Below are 17557 nucleotides of genomic sequence, written 5' to 3'. Positions count from 1 at the left end.
GCGGCCGGCAACTTTGCGCAAAGAGCAGTCTGTGACGTAAAACTGTCAATTGCTGCAGCTACTTACGCGTTCGATTTCATAGGGAGTGTTATCTTGTCCTATCCGAACCGCGCGGCTGCTTTACAGGCGCTTGCTACTGCGATCTCATCAGTCACCGTCGCAAGACCAATTCGGGTTGCAATTGATGGCCGGACCGCATCTGGGAAAACGACGCTTGCGGATGAACTTTCCGAAATCCTTGTTGCGAGCGGTAGGGAGGTAATTCGCACCTCCATCGACGGCTTCCACAGGCCGAAAACCGAACGCTATGCGCGCGGGCGGAACTCGCCAGAGGGATACTATTACGATGCGCGTGATCTCCCGGCCATCAATGCGCTGCTTCTCGAGCCACTCGGGCCGGATGGTAGCCGCGCATATCGCACGGCATCCTTTGATCTCTTGAACGATGAACCAATCGATGAGGAGGCAAAGGCGGCTTCCCCTGATGCCATCCTCATCGTGGACGGTACGTTCCTGCAGCGCCCTGAACTGTCAGGCAACTGGGATTTAGCGATCTTTGTCGAGACCGCCGAGGCTGTTTGCGAACGGCGCGGCGTTGAGCGCGACGCCCAGCTACTGGGGGGAATGGACGCGGCTCGCCAGCTTTATGCGACGCGATATCAGCCCGCATACAGTCTCTACGAGCGCATTTGCGCGCCAAGCCTGAATGCGGACGCTGTCTTCAACAATGACGATTTTGATCGTCCCGACCTGACGATCAAGGCAAACGGCAGGTTGCCTTGAGAGGCACATGATCGGTTGGGCCGCCAGGGCCCCTTGGGTGCGGGGCTTCACTCGGCCGCGAACTTCACCGTCACGCCGCGCTGGCGAAAATAGGCCTGCATCAGCTTCCGGCCGGAACGGTTGTTCTGCACGAGCTTCGCCGGATCGAACACGGCTTCTTTCAGACCTGCCCGCACCAATGCCGCCTTGAGGGTCGCGATGTGCAGGTCGATGTCGGCATTGTCCGCGTTGAGCGATTCATAAATGCGGGTTGTTGCCTCGGCTACGGTCGGTTCGCTCACGGTCATACTCCTGTTGCTGTGTGGCTGGCGTGCGCCACATTCGTCGGCCTGACCCTATTGGGAAGAAAAACGCCCGCGTCAATGGGTGAGCGTGGATCGGAGCGTCGCGTCCGCATTGCAAAATGCGGCATCGGAGGCGGCCGGGGATGGGCCGCACTCACTTGAGACGGCACGGCCGCTTCTTTCTGGAACAGTCAGGTGCGCGGATCGTCCCCGGTCTGCTCGAGCTCGAGAATATTGCCTTCAGGGTCGCGTGCGTATGCAATGAAGTACGGCTGATCCTTCGTCCCGAAGTCCGTGATCTCACCAATCTGGCTTCCACCTGCCCGTATGATCTCTGACAGCACGGCGCGAATGTCTTCCATCTGGAATGAAAGGTGTCCAAAGCCCGGCTCATTCACCCTTGGCTGGCCGCGATCATGCATGACCTTGTGCTGGTGTATCTCCAGGAAGGGGCGGTCGAGAGCGGGGAATTTGAGCCAGATCGAGCAGATCTCGGAGTTCGCAATCCCGTTGCCTATCCCCACTTTTTCGCCGGTTAACATCCTGGGTTCGCGAAGGCACTCGCATTCCAGGACGTTGACGTAAAATGCGGCGAGCGCATACGCATCGCGAGCGACCAAGTTGATGTGAGCAAGCTTCATGGGGCTATCCTGGTGGCGAGGCTCACCCTATCGGTTGGCCGAGAAAACAAAAGGGCTGCCGTTCCTGCCCGCCAATCTGCCTGGATTGAACCCCGGTTATGATGGGCCGGCGCGCGGCGCCTCAACCGAACGCTACCCGCCAAGCGCGATCGTCACCACCACCAGAACCGCGCCGATCGCGGCCATCGCAAAGGCCATCGGCCAGGAGCTGCGGCCCATGTAGCGGCCGAGGCGGGCACCGATGATGAAGAGCATGACAAGCGCGATGCCGTTCGACAGGCGCATGGCGAGACCGACATTGTCGGTCAGGAGAAACGGAATGCTTGGCGGCAGCGTCGAGATGGCGACGAGCAGGAAGATGGCGAAAGCGGCCTTCAGGTCGCGGCCGGTGACGGTTCTGTGCCTCGGATCATGGCCGAGCGCCCTCACCCGCAACAACAGCGCCTCGGTTTCCTTGGGGGAAGACACGCGACGCACGTCGTCCGGCAGATTGTCGAGAAACATGTCACGGGCGCGCTCCAGCGGCTCGTGCCTGAGCGCCTCGATGAAGCCCTGGCGCCGCGTGCGCTCGACGACGGTCGCCAGCACATACATGACACCGTCGACAATGCCCCAGGCGAGATTGCAGCCGAACGCGGCGACGAGCACCGTCCTGACGCCGCCCTCCTCGCCGGTGACCGTGCTCATCGTTCCGGTAAAGGTGAGCGCCATCAACAGGCCAAAGACAATTTCCGACAGGCGGTCGATCGGATCGAGTATGGCGCGCGGCTTATCGGTCACGGTTGCTCACCCTGCCATCTGCGGCCCGAACGGATGCGCCGGAGCGCGATGAACAGCAGCGAGCAGAAGCAGCCGAACCGCAAGCACGCCCCCTTCTTTACTGCGCCTGCAAATCGGCGAACGCGTCGCGCACATGGTCGGCGACGGCGAGTACCGGGGCCGGCGCGTCGGTGATCACCTGCAGGCCGATATTGTAGTGGCCGAGGTCCGGCAGGCCGTCGCGCTCGCCAAGCTGCACCATTTCGCCCTGAACGAGATAGCGTGGCAGCGGCGCGATCGCGAGGCCCGCGAGAACGGCGGCGCGCTGGCCGGTGGTATAGGCGCTGAGGAATGCGATGCGGAACTTGCGGCCGGCGCGCGCGAGCTTTTCCACCGCGTCCGCCCGCCAGACACACCCATCCTCCCACATCGACACCGGCAGCGGATCCTTCAGATGCGCATTGCCGCATTTGGCGCCCGCCCAGACGAGCTTTTCCTGCATCAGGATCTCGCCGTTTCGCGGCACGCCCTCGGTCAGGCTGTTGAAAATGGCGATGTCGAGCCGGTGCTCGTCGACCTTCTTGCGCATGGCGTTGCTCATGCCGATCGACACGTCGACGGTCACGTTCGGATAGGAATCGCCAAACCGCTTCAGCACCTCCGGCAGGATACGTTCGCCGACATCCTCGGGTGCGCCAACGCGCACGACGCCGTTCATGTCCGGCAACAGGAAGCGCGACACGGTCTCGTTGTTGAGGGACAGGAGACGGCGGGCGAAGCCGAGCAGCATCTCCCCCTTCGGCGTCAGCGTCACCGAGCGGGCGTCACGCAGGAAGAGCGTGCAGCCGAGCATCTCCTCGAGCTTCTTGATCTGCATCGAGACGGCCGACGGCGTGCGATAGACGGTCTCGGCAGCCGTGGTGAAATTGCCGGTTTCGGCAATGGCGACGAAGGTCTTCAGCACATCCATTTCGAGAAGCGGAAGCGCATGGCGCATCAGCATGTTCATGGCGGCAACCTCATTCAAAAAAACTGAAAGATTGGTTCACTTCATTTCGTTTGATTGAACATCAGCTATGGCCGATAGTCAAGCTCAAGGACGAGGAAGAAAGGAGAAGCCCATGTCCACCGCAGCGCTTGTTATCGCCGCTTCGAAGAGTTCCCTCTGTAACAGCCCACGGTCGAATGCAGTGGTAGAAAAACAGCATCGAAGGAGCAACGACATGGTCCTCAACACCCTTACCCAAATGATCGCCGTCCTTGACGGTGTTGTCCGGCAGCGACGCGAAAAACAGATCGCGCGAAATCGGGTGGAAGCCCGGCGCGAACTCGCCAAACTGCCGAAGAGAGTCCGCGACGACGTGATGTTTGCGGACCCGCTAATCAATCACCATGTTTGATGAGACGCATCAAACATATTCGTTGGAATGATAGATCAGGTTGCGCCATAACTACCATCATGGTCGCGACCATCTGAGACACTCAGAAGGAGCCATGAAATGTCCAACACTCAGTTTTCATCGGCCTCGGAACGGGCATCCTCCCACTCGTCCCTTCCAGGTCTCTTCAATCTGCAAGTTCGTGCCTGGGCGGTCTGGAAGCGTTATCGCCAGGAACGGGCGCTCGAAAACCTGTCCTATGACACGCTGAAGGACATCGGCTTTCCGTCGGTGGACGATGCGGTGCATAAGACCGAACAATGAAGGCAGCGTAAGCTCTCTTTCTGAGCCTGGCTGACCGGAAACCGAAGGGCGTCGCCGACAAGGCGGTGCCCTTTTTCTTTTGCCCTGTAGCCCCCCCCGCAATCCGGCGCGCGAACGGCTCAGGTCAGCAGTTGCAGGAGAAGTGACGGTGAACTGAGGTATGCGCCTGCGACGAGGCCCACGAACCCCAGCGCCAACGCTCCAACGATGCCGTGGCCTTCCCACCCGCTGTGGGCACCGATGACGGTCGTTGCCGTGATGATCGAAACCGTCCAGAGAAGCTTCATCCGCGAGACGATCCGCTGACCTGTCGTCGCGGAATCCTGCCTCATGAAAAATGTCCTCCTGAAGCGGCTGCATCCATTGCATGTAATGCCGGACGCGCCCAGCGCAACCAAGCGTGATCGCCGGCCGAGCCGACCTTGCACCTTTTCTTCAAATGATCCGGGTGTCCAAGAAGACCACTTGTCTCATACCGACACCTCAAAGCGGCTTTGAAAGTGTCGCAATCGACAAATACAACCCTGGCGCGCGCTTTGCAATTGTTGCGTATCTCCGGAAGTTCTTGTCAGATAGCGTCAACGGCACTGCGAAAACTGTCGCTTTCCTTACAAAACGCTAAAAGTCCGGCGGAACCGCCTTTTTGCGCCCAATGTCGCAATGCGAAATCTCTTTGCGGTCGCTGCTTTCCATGCCAATGTCGCAAACAGACAAGCCGAAGAGTATCTTCCAAGCGACGAATATAGCCGCATCGCCAAGCATGGGAAGCCTCATGAACAAGCCACTGACCAAAAAGCGTTCTCTCGTCTTCTTCCTGGTGCCGAACTTTTCCATGCTGCCCTTTTCGGCGGCGATCGAAACGCTCCGCATCGCCAACCGCATGCTCGGCTACGAGGCCTATACCTGGCGCCTCGCTTCGTCGGACGGCGAAAAGGTTCTTTCCTCCAGCGGCATCGCACTTGAGGTCAACTCGTCGCTTGCCGACGAGCGCAAGTTCCTCGGCGGCGAAAACCGCCCGTCGATGGTGCTGGTCTGTTCCGGCATCTATGTCGAGGACTTCAACAACAAGTCGGTCAATGCCTGGCTGCGCGAAGTCTACAATCGCGGCGTCGCCGTCGGCAGCCTCTGTACGGGCGCCCATGTGTTGGCGTCCGCCGGCCTGCTCACGGGCAAGCGCTGCGCCATCCACTGGGAAAATCTGCCGGGCTTCTCCGAAGCCTTCCCGCAGGTCGACGTCTATGCCGACCTCTACGAGATCGACAGCAACATCTACACCTGCGCCGGCGGCACCGCCTCGCTCGACATGATGCTGAACCTGATCGACCAGGATTTTGGCGAAAACCTCGTCAACCGCGTCTGCGAACAGGCGCTGACCGACCGCGTGCGCGGCCCGCACGACCGCCAGCGCCTGCCGCTGCGTGCCCGCCTCGGCGTGCAGAACGCCAAGGTGCTGTCGATCATCGAGTTGATGGAGGCGAACCTCGCCGAGCCGCTGTCGCTGCTTGAAATCGCCGAGGGCGCGGACCTCTCGCGCCGCCAGATCGAACGGCTGTTCCGGCAAGAGATGGGCCGCTCGCCCGCCCGCTACTATCTCGAAATCCGCCTCGACCGCGCCCGTCACCTCTTGATCCAGTCGTCGATGCCGGTGGTCGAAGTGGCCGTTGCCTGCGGCTTCGTCTCCGCCTCGCACTTCTCCAAGTGTTATCGCGAACTCTACAACCGCTCGCCGCAGCAGGAGCGCGCCGACCGCAAGCTGACGCTACAGATGGCGCGGTAATTGCGACAGCAACACAAACGAAAATGGGCGGAGTAATCCGCCCATTTTCGTTTTGGCGGCGTTCCCCCTTCTTCGTCATGCTTGGGCTTGACCCGAGAATCTGGCTTGACCAGAGCATCGGGGCTTGACTCGACCATCCGGCTTGCCCCGGACATCCATGCACCAACCCGCCGCGCGGCATGGGTCCTCGGGCCAAGCCTGAGGATGACGAACCGTGAGGTTGGCACAAGGATATCTCCCGCTTGCGCCCGGCGCCATTTGGGGTTGAATGGCAGCCATTCCACAGCGTGAGGAGCATGCCGGTTCATGGCCCCTGTTGAAATCGATCCCGCCAAGGTCCACGAATTCAAGAATTTCCAGAGCTTCTACGTCTGGCTTGCCGCCCATCACCAAAGTGAAACCGAAGTCTGGATCAAGACCCACAAACTGGGCTCCGGCCTCGCCTCGATCACGCCCAAGCAAGCGATCGACGTCGTGCTTTGCTGGGGCTGGATCGATGGGGTGCGCAAGGGCTTTGACGACAAAAGCTTCCTGCAGCGTTACACCCCGCGCGGCAAGAAGAGCATCTGGAGCCAGATCAACGTCGACAACGTCGCCCGACTGATTGCCGAGGGACGGATGACCGAGTTTGGCCTGCGCCAGGTGGATGCCGCCAAGGCTGACGGGCGCTGGGACCGGGCCTATGCCAGCGGCAAGGACATGAAGATCCCCGACGACCTGCAGGCGGCGATCGACGCGGAACCTGCAGCCCGCGACATGCTCGCAAGGCTCAGCGCCCAGAACCGCTTCGCACTCGCCTTCCGCACCCACAACATGAAGACCGAGGCGGGACGCAAGAAGAAGATCGAGACCTTCGTCGAGATGCTGAGGCGCGGCGAGACGATCTACCCGCAGAAAAGCAAATAGCCTCGCCTACACCGCACCAGCCAATATCAAACTATTGAGCCCGGCCGAACTGCTTGGCCGGCTCTTCGGCACCCGAGCCCGCCGGGCGGCCGAAGCGATTGTCGCCCTCTTCACCGGCAAGGAAGCCCAGCATCACGAGGCCGAACAGCGGCCCGACCACCGGAACGAACAGCGCAAGATTCCACCATCCGGAGCGACCATGGTCGTGCCAGCGCTTGATGCTGATGGTGAGATTGAAATAGATGCTGACGATGAGGACGACGAAAACAAGCGCATGCATGAGGCTGAATCCCGCAGCATAGTTGTCGACGCCCGAAAGCCCCAGCAGCGCCGCACCGGCAAACACCGCCACCGCGGTCGCGATCACGACAACGATCTGCGCCAGCCACCAGGTCTGGCGACCGATACGACCATCAAAACTCGTAAACGTCTGCGAATTCATCTTTTCCCCTCCCCGTGGGCTTCAACCGCGACGCGCACGCGGCGGCTTCGAATTGCGATCCCGGAACCAACGGCAGCGCCCGCGCCGTTTTCACCTAGGGTTCCCACAGAACAATTTCAGGTAGCTTAAATCAAGGCAATTATGATCGCCGATTGCGCCGGATGCACAAGTGCCGGAGAACGAAGCTCCGCAAGCCTGAACGGTTCAATCGATCCGTCACGGACCGCGCCAATTGGGGGAAACGTGCAGCGTGACTACCGCTTAAGAATTGGCCTGGGGGACCGGGCCAGCCGCAAGCCCTGCCCTCACGACGCCAGCGCGTCGAGCAGCGCCAGTTCCGAAATCACCCGGTTTCGCCCGGCGTGTTTGGCCATGTAGAGAAACTGGTCGGCGGCGTGCAGGTAGTTCTCGAAAGCTTCCGAGCTTTCGATGGTAGCAAGGCCGATCGAGACGGTGATCGTCAGTTCCTCGTCGTCGGCAACGATGCGTGATTTCGCCAGTTCGAGCCTCAGCGCATCGCAGAAGCCGAAGGCGCGCCGCACGTCGCAACCGTTGAAGAGGATGCCGAACTCTTCCCCACCGAGGCGCGCAAGCAGATGCTCTTCACCCACCAGCGCCGAGAGCCGCTTGGCGACGTGCTTCAGCACGATGTCGCCGATCTCGTGGCCGTAGGTGTCGTTGAGCCGTTTGAAGTGGTCGATGTCGAGCACGGCGATCGCGGTCGGCTCGCCGCGCCTGAGGCATTGTTCCACGAGCCTTGGCCCGGCGACGAAGAAGTGGCGGCGGTTGTAGAGATCGGTCAGATAGTCGCTCGCCGCCTGCCGCTGCAGCGTCTGCAGCCGCTTCTGGACGCCCGCTGCCTGCGCGATGCGGCCGTTGAACTCCGCTTCAAGGAAGGGTTTCTGGATGAAGTCGGTGCCACCGGCTTCGAGGAAGCGCGCGCCGGCCCTTCGGTCGCCGCTGTCGGAAAGCCCGATCACCGGCAGCGCCCCGTCGCCCTGTCGCCGATCGACCTCGGACAGGAGTGCCGCACCGGTCATGTCCGAAAGATCAAGGTCGGTGATGACGAGATCGACCGCCTCGCCGCTGTCGAGCACCTGCAGCGCGTCGGCCGCCGAGGCGACCTCGCAGACGGAAATGCGCTTGCGCCTCAAGATGCCGGCAAGCTCGCTGCGCGAGGCGGCATCCGAGTCGGCCAGAAGCACCGTCGTCTTGCCGTTGGTGAGTGCCCGATCGACCGCGCCGATCAGGAGGTTGATCGATTCCGGCTGGTGCTTGATGACGCAATCGAGCACGCCGCGGCCGAGGATGTCCTCGCGGGTATGGTCGTTGAAGGCGGCGGTGAAGACGACGGCCGGGACCTGATGGGCGAGCACGAATTCGAGCGCCTGACAATTGGGCGCGTCCGGCAGGTTGAGGTCGAGCACGGCCAGCGAAAAACTCTCCGGCGATTGCTCAAGCGCCTCGCGCAGCGCCGCAAGCGAACTGCAGTGGGTGACGCGAATGCCGTGGATCGATTCCAGCCCGTACTTCAGCGCCGTCGCGAACATTCTGGAGTCCTCGACAAGCAGCATGCGCTTGTCGCTGTGCTTTTGCACAGAGTTCACCCGGCCCGGCGTGCGGCGCAATCTCACGTCCCTGCAACCCCTCTCGAGCCGCAGGCGTGCTTCCCTTAACGGGTGACGCTGGCTCCGAATACATGATCATCCCCGTCCCGCCGCACCGGCCTTTCGGCCGGCGCGATCTGGTGTGGCCGGGGTCCCCGCTCCTGTTGCGGCGGATTGAAGACCGATCGGATTGCAATTTCGTTAATGCAGCAACCTGTGCGCGGGAATTCGCGCGCTCGACCCCAAATAATTACGGGTTTGTTCTCGGATCAGGCCGAAGCCTTCGCCGGAACCCCTACCTTTTCACTGAGCGTGCGGATCTTCGTCAGCGTATCGAGGTTCTGGTTGACGCGGCAGTAGAACTCCTCGTTGACGAAGGGACGAACGACGAAGTCGTTGCCGCCGGCTTTGAGGAACCGTGCCGAAAGCAGCCGGTTGGTCGAGGACGACACGCCGATGATGCGCAGCTGGTGCGGACCGTAGGAGCCGCGGATGCGCCGCGTCAGTTCGAAACCGTCGATATCGGGCATGTTGTAGTCGGTGATGACGAGGCCGATATCCGGATTGTTCTTGAGGATCTCGAGCGCCGCTGCACCGTTTTCGGCCGAGCTGGTGCGGAAGTTGTAGCGCTTCAGCTGCGTCGTCAAAAGCGCGCGCGCCGTCGGGCTGTCGTCGACGATCAGCACGTGGTGCTTGTGGTTGGTGAGGAAGCGGCAGACCGATTCTGCCAGCATGTCGACGGCAAAGACACTGTCCTTGATGACGTAGTCGACGATCTCCTTGGACAGGATCTTCTCGCGCGTCGATTCCTGGAAGGAACCGGTGAAGACGACCGTCGGCACGCTCATCTCGATCAGGTAGTTGAGCGCCTCGCCGTTTTCGGCACCCGGCAGGTTGATGTTGGAGATGGCAAGCGATGCCGGGAACGTTGCGTTCTCGACGGCAAACTGCAGGTCGTCATAGTCGCGGCAGACGATCACGTCGATATCGAACAGCTCTTTCAGCCGCTTGGAGACCATCGACGAAAAGAGGTTGGAGTCCTCGGCAAGCACGATGCGGTGCTCGGCCAGAGATTCACCGGAATAGTACATCCCGGAAACGCCGAAAAATGACATTGAAAGCCTATCAGTAAGAGTGTCCCCCGGCAGTGCTGCGCGCGCGTCCGGCGCAGTGCTGCAACGGCGCCATGCTAGAGGAGAAAGACTTTCTCTGATGTTAATGAGCGACCGGCGAAGTAACGAGCCCCGTGCCTCAAGATGAAGCGTTCAGGCTGCGGCGCAGGAACAGGAACCTCACTCCGTGGGCACATGGCCACGCCGAGCTTCCGCAGTGCGGCGGATGACATCTGCGATCTCCGGATTGCTGCTCGACAGCACCTGAAAATCCTCCGAATAGAGCGACAGCAGCGAGACTTCGGTGGCGGCACTCACGGTTGCCGAGCGCGGCTCGCCCGATATCAGCGCCATTTCGCCGAAGAAGCTGCCGGGGCCGAGCTCCACCGGCGTCGGAGACGGTGTCGCGATGGTCACGCGTCCCTCGACGATGAAGAACATCTGGTCGCCCGCCTCGCCCTTGCGACAGATGATGCTGCCTGCCGGCACCACGCGTGGCCTGAGCGCCCGGACGATCTCGACGAAGGCGGCCGAGCCGAGCTTCTCAAACAGCGGCACCGCCGCCACCAGCTGCCAGTTGCGCACGAAGTCCTGCCGGCGCACCTCCTCGAAGAAGCCGGTGGCAAGGATGCCGGCCCAGAGCGCGAAGATGCCGATGCCGCTCATCATCACCAGGCCCGCCAGCACCCGGCCGGCAAAGCTCATCGGGATCTCGTCGCCATAACCGGTGGTCGACAGCGTGACGACCGCCCACCACATGGCCTGCGGGATGCTGCCGAACTTGTCCGGCTGGATATCGCGCTCTATCAGGTAGGCAAACAGCGACGCCCCGAAAAGAACCATGCCGAAGACGGAGGTGACGCCCACGAGATTGGGGGCGGCCCGCGCCACGACGCGGCCAAGCAGGCGAAAGAAGGTGAAGTGACGCAACGGCTTCAAGAGCCAGATGCCACAATAGAGGCTCTGGTCACGCGAGCCGGCGATCAGAAATCCGACGAGAGGAACCACCACGGCCAGAAGATCGATGACGAGTGCCGGCGTGCGGCCGCGATCGTCCCGACGCCGGATGACCGTATCGACCAGTTGCAGGACATAGATGGCCCAGACGCCGGCCAGCAGGACCTCCAGCGACAGCTTCGCCGTCGCATCGAGATCCCGCGCCGTCAGTGCGGCAACGGCGACGAGCCCAACCGCCGCGACAAGCGCGTTCAGTGGCGCGGAGATTTTCAGGAAAGGCCGTGCCGACATTCATTCCCCCAAAGCGCCCCGCGCCTTCCGGCCATGCCTCGGCCGGACATGCCAAGCGCGCAGTAACGTCTTGATCTTAAGCACAATCCATTTCTGAATCGACGCTTAATTAAGGGTGGTGAATGGAGGGGCGCACACGCGCTAAAAGCGCGTACCGACCGGATCGCCATCGTCTCGACGCACGCGATCCTCCTCAAATTGTTCGGCCCCCTCGACCGGCCTCAGCCACGGCTCGCGGCGCTTGACCCACAGCTCGTAGCTCGGCTTCAACGGCGTGGGCGCTTGAGACAGGAGCCCGAGTTTGACCTCCGCCTCCTGTTCATCGGCCGAAAACGCCCGCGATCCGCAATGGGAACAGAAGCAGCGCCCCTGGAACTGCGAGATTTCGCCGGTGTATTCAAACTGGTCCGCCGGCCAGATGCCATAGAAGGTGAAGGCCGAGCCGCTTTCCTTGCGGCAATCCATGCAGTGACAGATGCCGACGCGCAGCGGCTCGCCGCGAACCGAAACCTGCACCTGTCCGCAAAGGCACTTTCCGGAAAGTATGGTCATGATTTTCACCTGACGTGCAAGGACCGATGTCCACGACCACAACGGCCGGGGCTTGAATGGGTTCCAGACGAAAACGCCGCCGTGCAGCAGACCACGAGGGCTGTCTTCGACGCGAAACCATGTTGATTATCCGTCTGCCCTACGGGCATTTTTCGGTATAAGATACCACCATGAGTGAAGCCCAGCCTCTGTTCGATATGCTGCGCCAAACCGTGCAGCCTGAAATCGCCGGCGTATTTGAGCGATTTGTCCGGGAAGCGCCGGATCGGAAGCTCTGCCGTGTCAATGCACTCGCCTTTGCCGCCGAGCACCGGCTCGACGAAGAAAAGGTCATTGCCGCCTTCCTGCACGCCTCCCGCCTCGGCCTCTTCGAGCTGTCGTGGAACGTGCTTTGCCCGGGCTGCGGCGGTGTTCTCGACAGCAACACATCGCTGAAGACCGTGCAAAGCGACACCTACACATGCTCGCTCTGCGCCGCCGGCTACGAGCCGACGCTCGACGAGATGGTGGAGGTCACCTTCACCGTGAACCCGCGCGTCAGGCACATCGAGGCGCACAACCCGCACGAACTGTCGCCGCACGAATATTTCCGCCAGATCTACTGGGGCTCCGGCATCGAGCTGCCGGAAGAGGACTACGAGGCCCGGATCGACGATTTCGTGCTGGAGTCGCTGGAGCTGCCGCCCGGCGAAAAGGCCGTCATCTCGCTGCAACTGCCGCCCGAATTCATCATCATCTTCGAGCCGGTGACGCATGCGGCGCAATTCATCGACGTCAAGGGCGAACCGACCAAGGAGCGGCGCTCGCTGTCACTGGTCTTTGACCGCGGCCATCGCCACGACGAGGCGCTGACCATGCAGCCGGGGCCACTGCGCATCCAGGTGGAGAACCACACGGATGTGCGCACCCTGCCCTCGGTCTGCGTCGCCAACGACACCCTGCACGACATCTTGGGTCGCCGCCGCCCGTTCCTCACGGCCAAGCGGCTGCTCTCCAACCAGACCTTCCGCGATATCTACCGCACCGACACGATCGACGTGGACCAGCGGCTGAAGATCACCAGCCTCACCTTCCTCTTCACCGACCTGCGCGGCTCGACCGAGCTTTACGAGCGGGTCGGCGACCTCGCCGCCTTCGATCTGGTGCGCACCCACTTCACCGTCGTCAACGAGATCGTCGCGGCCGAGGCCGGCGCGGTGGTGAAAACGATCGGCGACGCCGTCATGGCGACCTTCCCGACGCCGGACCGGGCGGTGGCCGCCGCCATGCGCATGCGCGACGCGATGCGGGAACTGAACGACGCGCGCGGCGCCGAGGACCTGCTGTTGAAGATCGGCATCCACGAGGGGCCGTGCATCGCCGTCAACCTCAACGAGCGCCAGGACTATTTCGGCCAGACGGTCAACATCGCCTCGCGCGTCCAGCATCTCGCCACCTCGCGCGAAATCTTCGCCACCAGCGCCGTGCTCGAAGACCCCCGTGCCTCGAGCCTGTTGACCGACCGCGGCCTCAATCCGCAGTCGCACAACGTGGCGCTCAGGGGCATCACCAACGAGATCAGCATTTTCTCCATTCCCTAGGGTTGGCCGGCATGCCCCGGGACATCGCCAGAACTAGACAACTGGCGGGATCAGCGTCAGCACTTCGCCGTCGGCGGGGATCGCCAGCTTCGTCAAGGGGATGCCATGCGCATCGGCAGCCGCCCGCAGTTGCTGCCGACTGACCGTCGCGTGATCGAGCGCTTCCATATGGGTGGCAACGACGACACTGCCCTTGGCGGCGTCGCAGACCGCGATCGTCTGGGTCGCGTCCATGACGATCAGATCGCCGTTCCACTTCGCGCCGCAGGAATGGGTGACAACGATACCCGGCTTGGTCTCGCGGATCGTCCTTTCGATCGCCGGGTAATAGACCGTATCGCCGGCCCAGTAGACCGACGGTTCGCCCTTGGCCTCCAGGCTGAAGCCGATGACCGGCCCCATGTCCTGCACGACGGGCCCAAGCCCGTGGCTGCCGTCACGGCGGGTGAGCTTCAGGCCTTGCCAACGCGCCTCGCCGGAAAGCGGCGTCACGTCGCGAAAGCCGGCGGCGCGGATCGCCTCCTCGTCACCCGGCTGGCAGAAGATCGGCAAGCCCTTCGGTACCCGGTGCTTGGCGGTGTCGTCGAAGTGATCCTCGTGCAGATGCGAGATGATCACGAGCTCCACGCCGGCAAGAATCTCGTCGATCGCGATCGGCAGCCCGACCGTCGGGTTGGGCGAATGCCCGGCGAAGGATGGCAGGCTGTCCTTCGGACCCAGAAACGGATCGATGAGAATGGTGTGGCCGGCATAGTCGAACTTGAGCGTGGCATTGCGAATAAGCTGGAGTTTCATGAACGTTCTCCCTTGCCGGAACCGGCTTTGACCTTTGCGGCGATCCTTGCGCAAGCCGCGGTGAAATCAAGCCCAGAAATTGCGCCTGCGTCGCTCATCGTCGGTCAGTATGCGCGACATGCGACGGAATGAGAAAGCTATCAAACCGCAACCAGTGTTTGAAAGCCGTTCTTAACTTCGCCCATGATGGATAGCGGTTACGATCAACTCCCTGGAGTTTCCGACGTGGAAGGGACCAACAGCGGCACATGTTGCGCGCAGGCATGGGGAACGGCCCTTGGACTGTTCGTTGGCGCCATCGTGGCCTTCTCTTTTGTCGTTCCGACTTTCGCTCGCCTTCTCGGCGCTTCCGGCGAAGCGGAAACCGGAGAGCTCGTGGTCATGCTTGCCGCCTGGGCGATACCCGCGGCCTATATTATGTTTGCCGCGTGGCTGGCGAAAATCTCGACTGCACGCGCCAAAGCGCTTGGCATGCCCGCCGCGATCGGTATCTGCATTGCGCTGCTGGCGCTCGCCAACGTCCCCGTCGGCATCGTCACCGGCGCACTTCGCGCCACCGATTTCGCCGCCGGCCTGCTCGGCAAGGCGCTTGTGCCGCATGCATTGATCGGCGCCGTGATCGCGCTCGTCGCGCTCAGCCTGCTGCCTGGATCGCGCAAGCCGAGCATGGGCCACCATGCGGTCGCCTACGCCCTCTGGTCTTGCGTGCTCGTCTTTCTGACGGCGATGGGCATCGGCATTGTCGTTTGCCAGATCTGGCTTCTAGCGCTGGGGCTCCAAGGAGTGATTGTGTTCTTCTCCCTCGTGAGGACACTCGTCTACATCGAGCACCTCACGCTCTATCCGATGCTGCCGCTGGCGCTGTTTGTCGCTGCCTCGATCTATTTCGTCTGGGGCAATCGCAATCAATCAAGCGCATCGGCAGGCGCGGTTCAAGCGAAGGCCGGCGCGGAGGGCTTGAGCCAGCGCGAGTGAAGCCCTGCCGCTGGTCGATCCGCACTCCGCCTTCTTGACCCGGCTCCATCGTCCTTGCCCCCTCACCGCCAGCCGCAATCCCAGGGCTGGCCGCGCGCGGTACGGTGGCAGGCAAAGGCGCGGCCGCAGGAATGGGTGGCGGTGATGGTCATGCGGCCTCGGCCGGAGCCGCGAGAGAACATCTGGCGGAACGCTACATCGGCATTGGCGGGGCAGTTGGCGAAGCTCTTCTTCTGCAGTTCGGCCGGCGGGGTAATCGTGCGCGTGCTCTTCTGAGGTGTCTTCGTAACGCCTTGCGTCTCGGCAGGCGACGGCAGCTTGGCCTCGCGGCGGATGGTGACGCAGGCACCGTCCTTGATCTCTTGGTTGCGCGCGCAGGCGAGCGGGCAGATCCGCTGCTTCTCGGCCTTCAGGCGTTCGAGAACGTCGCTTGAAGGCTCAAGCGTCGCGAGCTGGAGTTTTCCGTGCTTCGCATAGGCCTCGAGTGCCTTGCGACTGCCGGCACCCCAGACACCATCCTCACCGCCTGCACGGCAGCCGAGCCGGTTGAGCTCCACCTGCACGGAACGAGCGAGCACACGGTCGGCAGTTCCGTCCTGGCCGGCGCGGACCGTGGGATCGACCGACGCCATCACCCCCACGTCCGGTGTGGCCGTGGCGGCCGGATCGGCCCTGGCGACCGAAGTCCGTTCGATGATCGCGATCTTGGCCTTGGCGAGCGATGCAAAGACGCCCTGAGGATATTGCTGCAGATAGGCGTCGAACAGGTCGCGGTCGGTGGCGTCCTTGATCGTCTCCCAATAGGCAAGCTCGGCCGCCTGCTCGCCGTTCTTCTCCCGTGCCGGTGCCGCCTCGCCGGCGGCGGCCGGCTTCAGCACCACCTCGCCCGTCAGCGAGGAATTGTCCCAGGGCACCTGCTTGCCGCCGGTGGCCGCCAGGACGTCGCGGCGCACGTCGATCAGCTCGCGGGTGATGTCGCGCCCCGGCTGGCCGAGATGCTTGAGAAGCGCCGAGGTGAAGGGCGAGTTGCGGCCGACGCCGTCCAGCGCGACGTTGCCGGGCTGGGTGGCAAAGGCGATCAGCGTGCCGATGCCGGTACCGACCTTAGCAAGGCCGCGGCCGACCGAGGCCGAGCGCGTGCCCATCGAGCGGGCGAGATTGACGGCGAGCGGATTGTCGCGGCAGGCGTCGAGCAGCACCACGTTCACCCGTGTGCTGCGCTCCATGGCGGTCAGGATCAAATTCATCGGCACCGCCTCGAATTCGAGATCGACCTGCGAGCCGAGCTTGGCATCGATGGGCGCCAGATAGTTTTCGCCGTCCACCTGAAGGCCGTGGCCGGCATAGAAGAACAGCGCGAGGTCGGCACCGTCGAGCCGGCCGACGAAATCGCGCACCGCGCGGCGCACGCCGACAAGGTCGAGATCCCTGCCACGCACCACCTCAAAGCCGAGCCCCTCGAGCTTGGCCGCCATGTCCTCAGCGTCGTTGCCGGGATTGGGAAGAGGCGCGACGTTCTGATAGGCCGCATTACCGATCACCAGCGCCACGCGCTTTTCAGCCAGTGCCTGCGATGCGCAAAGCACGAGCAAAAACGACAAGGCGATGCGAAGGAATGGCATGGCTCCCCTCCGGCAATCCGCTGGCGCACGCAGCAGACCCCCGCAATTCGCGACGGTCCTGATGGCTGAGCGTGCTACCTGCAGCGGGTCGTGTCAACGTGAGGACGTGAGCGCCAACGCCCAGCCTCGCTTCGTTACCATGACGAGCGAGGCCGGCGGTTCATTCGATCATCCAATGGGATTAGGCCTGAGCGACCAGCGATTGCAGCGGCCGGCAAGGAAAGCGAGCGGGCCACGACGGCTCACTGCATTTGCGCTGTCCAGCGGTCCTTGCGAGCGCGAGCCACCTGCCCCGCGTCGTCTAGACGAACAGGTGGATGAGCGTGCTTTCGGATGATTGCCCGGCAACGGCGGCACGTCGGCAGCGCCGTTGCCTTGAGGATGGTGGGTTATTTGACGACGACGTTGCCGTTGACGATCTCGACGTTCTCGTCGCCTTGCAGGCCGATGCGGTCGCCGCTCGGTGCGGTCACGAAGCAGCCGCTCGGGCAGATCATTTCGGTGGCGCCGGATGCAATCGCCACTTCCACGCGGCTTTCGCCCTCAACCACGACCAGGACGGCGGTCTCGCTGTCCTTGTTGGTGACGGTTGCGGCAGATGCCGCCTGAGCAGCCATTACGCCGGTCACAAGCACGCCGGAAAGCAAAGCAATCACAAATTTCTTCATTGCCCATCGGCGCGTAAGGCGCCGCCCTCTCGTCGACCCGGCCGCACCGTCGGTTTCGCGACGCTGCGCCGGCCACCTCTTCAGCCGATGACAACGTAGTCGG

20 protein-coding genes are annotated in these 17557 nt (G+C 62.5%); 7 read left to right on the top strand and 13 right to left on the bottom strand.

What is annotated here, in order from left to right:
- Positions 1-93 precede the first annotated feature (93 nt).
- A complete protein-coding gene (locus VGO04_RS23795; RefSeq protein ID WP_327498432.1) occupies positions 94-783 on the top strand; it encodes a uridylate kinase in 690 nt (229 codons plus the stop codon).
- 47 nt (positions 784-830) lie between these two features.
- On the opposite strand, the gene VGO04_RS23790 is transcribed toward VGO04_RS23795, so the two are convergent.
- The 4 genes from VGO04_RS23790 to VGO04_RS23775 all read right to left on the bottom strand — a co-directional run bounded on the left by VGO04_RS23790 (position 831) and on the right by VGO04_RS23775 (position 3476).
- Positions 831-1070, bottom strand: a complete 240-nt coding sequence (locus VGO04_RS23790; RefSeq protein WP_327498431.1) for a hypothetical protein — start codon at positions 1068-1070, stop codon at positions 831-833.
- A gap of 188 nt (positions 1071-1258) precedes the next feature.
- A complete protein-coding gene (locus tag VGO04_RS23785; protein ID WP_327498430.1) occupies positions 1259-1708 on the bottom strand; it encodes a VOC family protein in 450 nt (149 codons plus the stop codon).
- A gap of 132 nt (positions 1709-1840) precedes the next feature.
- Entirely contained in the window at positions 1841-2488 is a 648-nt protein-coding gene (locus VGO04_RS23780) for a VIT1/CCC1 transporter family protein (protein WP_327498429.1), read from the bottom strand.
- A gap of 97 nt (positions 2489-2585) precedes the next feature.
- On the bottom strand, positions 2586-3476 hold the full coding sequence (locus VGO04_RS23775) for a LysR family transcriptional regulator (protein ID WP_327498428.1): 891 nt from the start codon (positions 3474-3476) through the stop codon (positions 2586-2588).
- Positions 3477-3588: 112 nt separating this feature from the next.
- Here VGO04_RS23775 and VGO04_RS23770 point away from each other — a divergent pair, with 112 nt between their 5' ends.
- Positions 3589-3867 (top strand): hypothetical protein, encoded by a 279-nt coding sequence (locus VGO04_RS23770; protein ID WP_327498427.1) that lies wholly within the window; start codon positions 3589-3591, stop codon positions 3865-3867.
- 99 nt (positions 3868-3966) lie between these two features.
- Positions 3967-4170 (top strand): DUF1127 domain-containing protein, encoded by a 204-nt coding sequence (locus VGO04_RS23765; protein ID WP_034788135.1) that lies wholly within the window; start codon positions 3967-3969, stop codon positions 4168-4170.
- A gap of 119 nt (positions 4171-4289) precedes the next feature.
- Here VGO04_RS23765 and VGO04_RS23760 read toward each other — a convergent pair whose 3' ends face one another.
- Positions 4290-4502, bottom strand: coding sequence for a hypothetical protein (locus tag VGO04_RS23760; protein WP_327498426.1), 213 nt, complete (start codon positions 4500-4502; stop codon positions 4290-4292).
- A 440-nt stretch (positions 4503-4942) separates the two neighbouring features.
- Here VGO04_RS23760 and VGO04_RS23755 point away from each other — a divergent pair, with 440 nt between their 5' ends.
- Positions 4943-5947 (top strand): GlxA family transcriptional regulator, encoded by a 1005-nt coding sequence (locus VGO04_RS23755; RefSeq protein WP_327498425.1) that lies wholly within the window; start codon positions 4943-4945, stop codon positions 5945-5947.
- Between the two features lie 306 nt (positions 5948-6253).
- Positions 6254-6853 carry a YdeI/OmpD-associated family protein gene (locus VGO04_RS23750; protein ID WP_327498424.1) on the top strand — a complete coding sequence of 200 codons (600 nt, stop codon included), beginning with the start codon at positions 6254-6256 and terminating at the stop codon, positions 6851-6853.
- Positions 6854-6884: 31 nt separating this feature from the next.
- Here the strand turns inward: VGO04_RS23750 and VGO04_RS23745 are convergent, their stop codons facing one another.
- From VGO04_RS23745 to VGO04_RS23725, 5 genes are all read right to left on the bottom strand, one after another.
- On the bottom strand, positions 6885-7295 hold the full coding sequence (locus VGO04_RS23745; protein WP_327498423.1) for a DUF805 domain-containing protein: 411 nt from the start codon (positions 7293-7295) through the stop codon (positions 6885-6887).
- 305 nt (positions 7296-7600) lie between these two features.
- Positions 7601-8893: a diguanylate cyclase gene (locus VGO04_RS23740; protein ID WP_327498422.1), complete on the bottom strand. Its 1293-nt coding sequence runs from the start codon at positions 8891-8893 to the stop codon at positions 7601-7603.
- Positions 8894-9171: 278 nt separating this feature from the next.
- Positions 9172-10017, bottom strand: coding sequence for a response regulator (locus tag VGO04_RS23735; protein WP_327498421.1), 846 nt, complete (start codon positions 10015-10017; stop codon positions 9172-9174).
- A 177-nt stretch (positions 10018-10194) separates the two neighbouring features.
- Positions 10195-11262, bottom strand: a complete 1068-nt coding sequence (locus VGO04_RS23730; protein WP_327498420.1) for a cyclic nucleotide-gated ion channel — start codon at positions 11260-11262, stop codon at positions 10195-10197.
- A 141-nt stretch (positions 11263-11403) separates the two neighbouring features.
- Positions 11404-11814: a GFA family protein gene (locus VGO04_RS23725; protein ID WP_327498419.1), complete on the bottom strand. Its 411-nt coding sequence runs from the start codon at positions 11812-11814 to the stop codon at positions 11404-11406.
- A gap of 170 nt (positions 11815-11984) precedes the next feature.
- Here VGO04_RS23725 and VGO04_RS23720 point away from each other — a divergent pair, with 170 nt between their 5' ends.
- Positions 11985-13394, top strand: coding sequence for an adenylate/guanylate cyclase domain-containing protein (locus VGO04_RS23720; protein ID WP_327498418.1), 1410 nt, complete (start codon positions 11985-11987; stop codon positions 13392-13394).
- 33 nt (positions 13395-13427) lie between these two features.
- Here the strand turns inward: VGO04_RS23720 and VGO04_RS23715 are convergent, their stop codons facing one another.
- Entirely contained in the window at positions 13428-14189 is a 762-nt protein-coding gene (locus VGO04_RS23715) for an MBL fold metallo-hydrolase (RefSeq protein ID WP_327498417.1), read from the bottom strand.
- Between the two features lie 225 nt (positions 14190-14414).
- On the opposite strand from VGO04_RS23715, the gene VGO04_RS23710 reads away from it, so the two are divergent.
- The gene (locus tag VGO04_RS23710; RefSeq protein WP_327498416.1) at positions 14415-15164 is read left to right on the top strand and encodes a hypothetical protein; all 750 of its coding nucleotides are present in this window, start codon (positions 14415-14417) and stop codon (positions 15162-15164) included.
- A 62-nt stretch (positions 15165-15226) separates the two neighbouring features.
- Here the strand turns inward: VGO04_RS23710 and VGO04_RS23705 are convergent, their stop codons facing one another.
- Both VGO04_RS23705 and VGO04_RS23700 read right to left on the bottom strand, forming a co-directional pair.
- On the bottom strand, positions 15227-16786 hold the full coding sequence (locus tag VGO04_RS23705) for a caspase domain-containing protein (protein ID WP_327498415.1): 1560 nt from the start codon (positions 16784-16786) through the stop codon (positions 15227-15229).
- 389 nt (positions 16787-17175) lie between these two features.
- Entirely contained in the window at positions 17176-17454 is a 279-nt protein-coding gene (locus VGO04_RS23700) for a hypothetical protein (protein WP_327498414.1), read from the bottom strand.
- Positions 17455-17557: the final 103 nt, after the last annotated feature.

This window comes from Ensifer sp., from assembly GCF_035999185.1.
GTDB lineage: Bacteria > Pseudomonadota > Alphaproteobacteria > Rhizobiales > Rhizobiaceae > Ensifer.
Note: the sequence above shows the minus strand (reverse complement) of the source record. Positions and strands in the feature narration are given on the sequence as shown.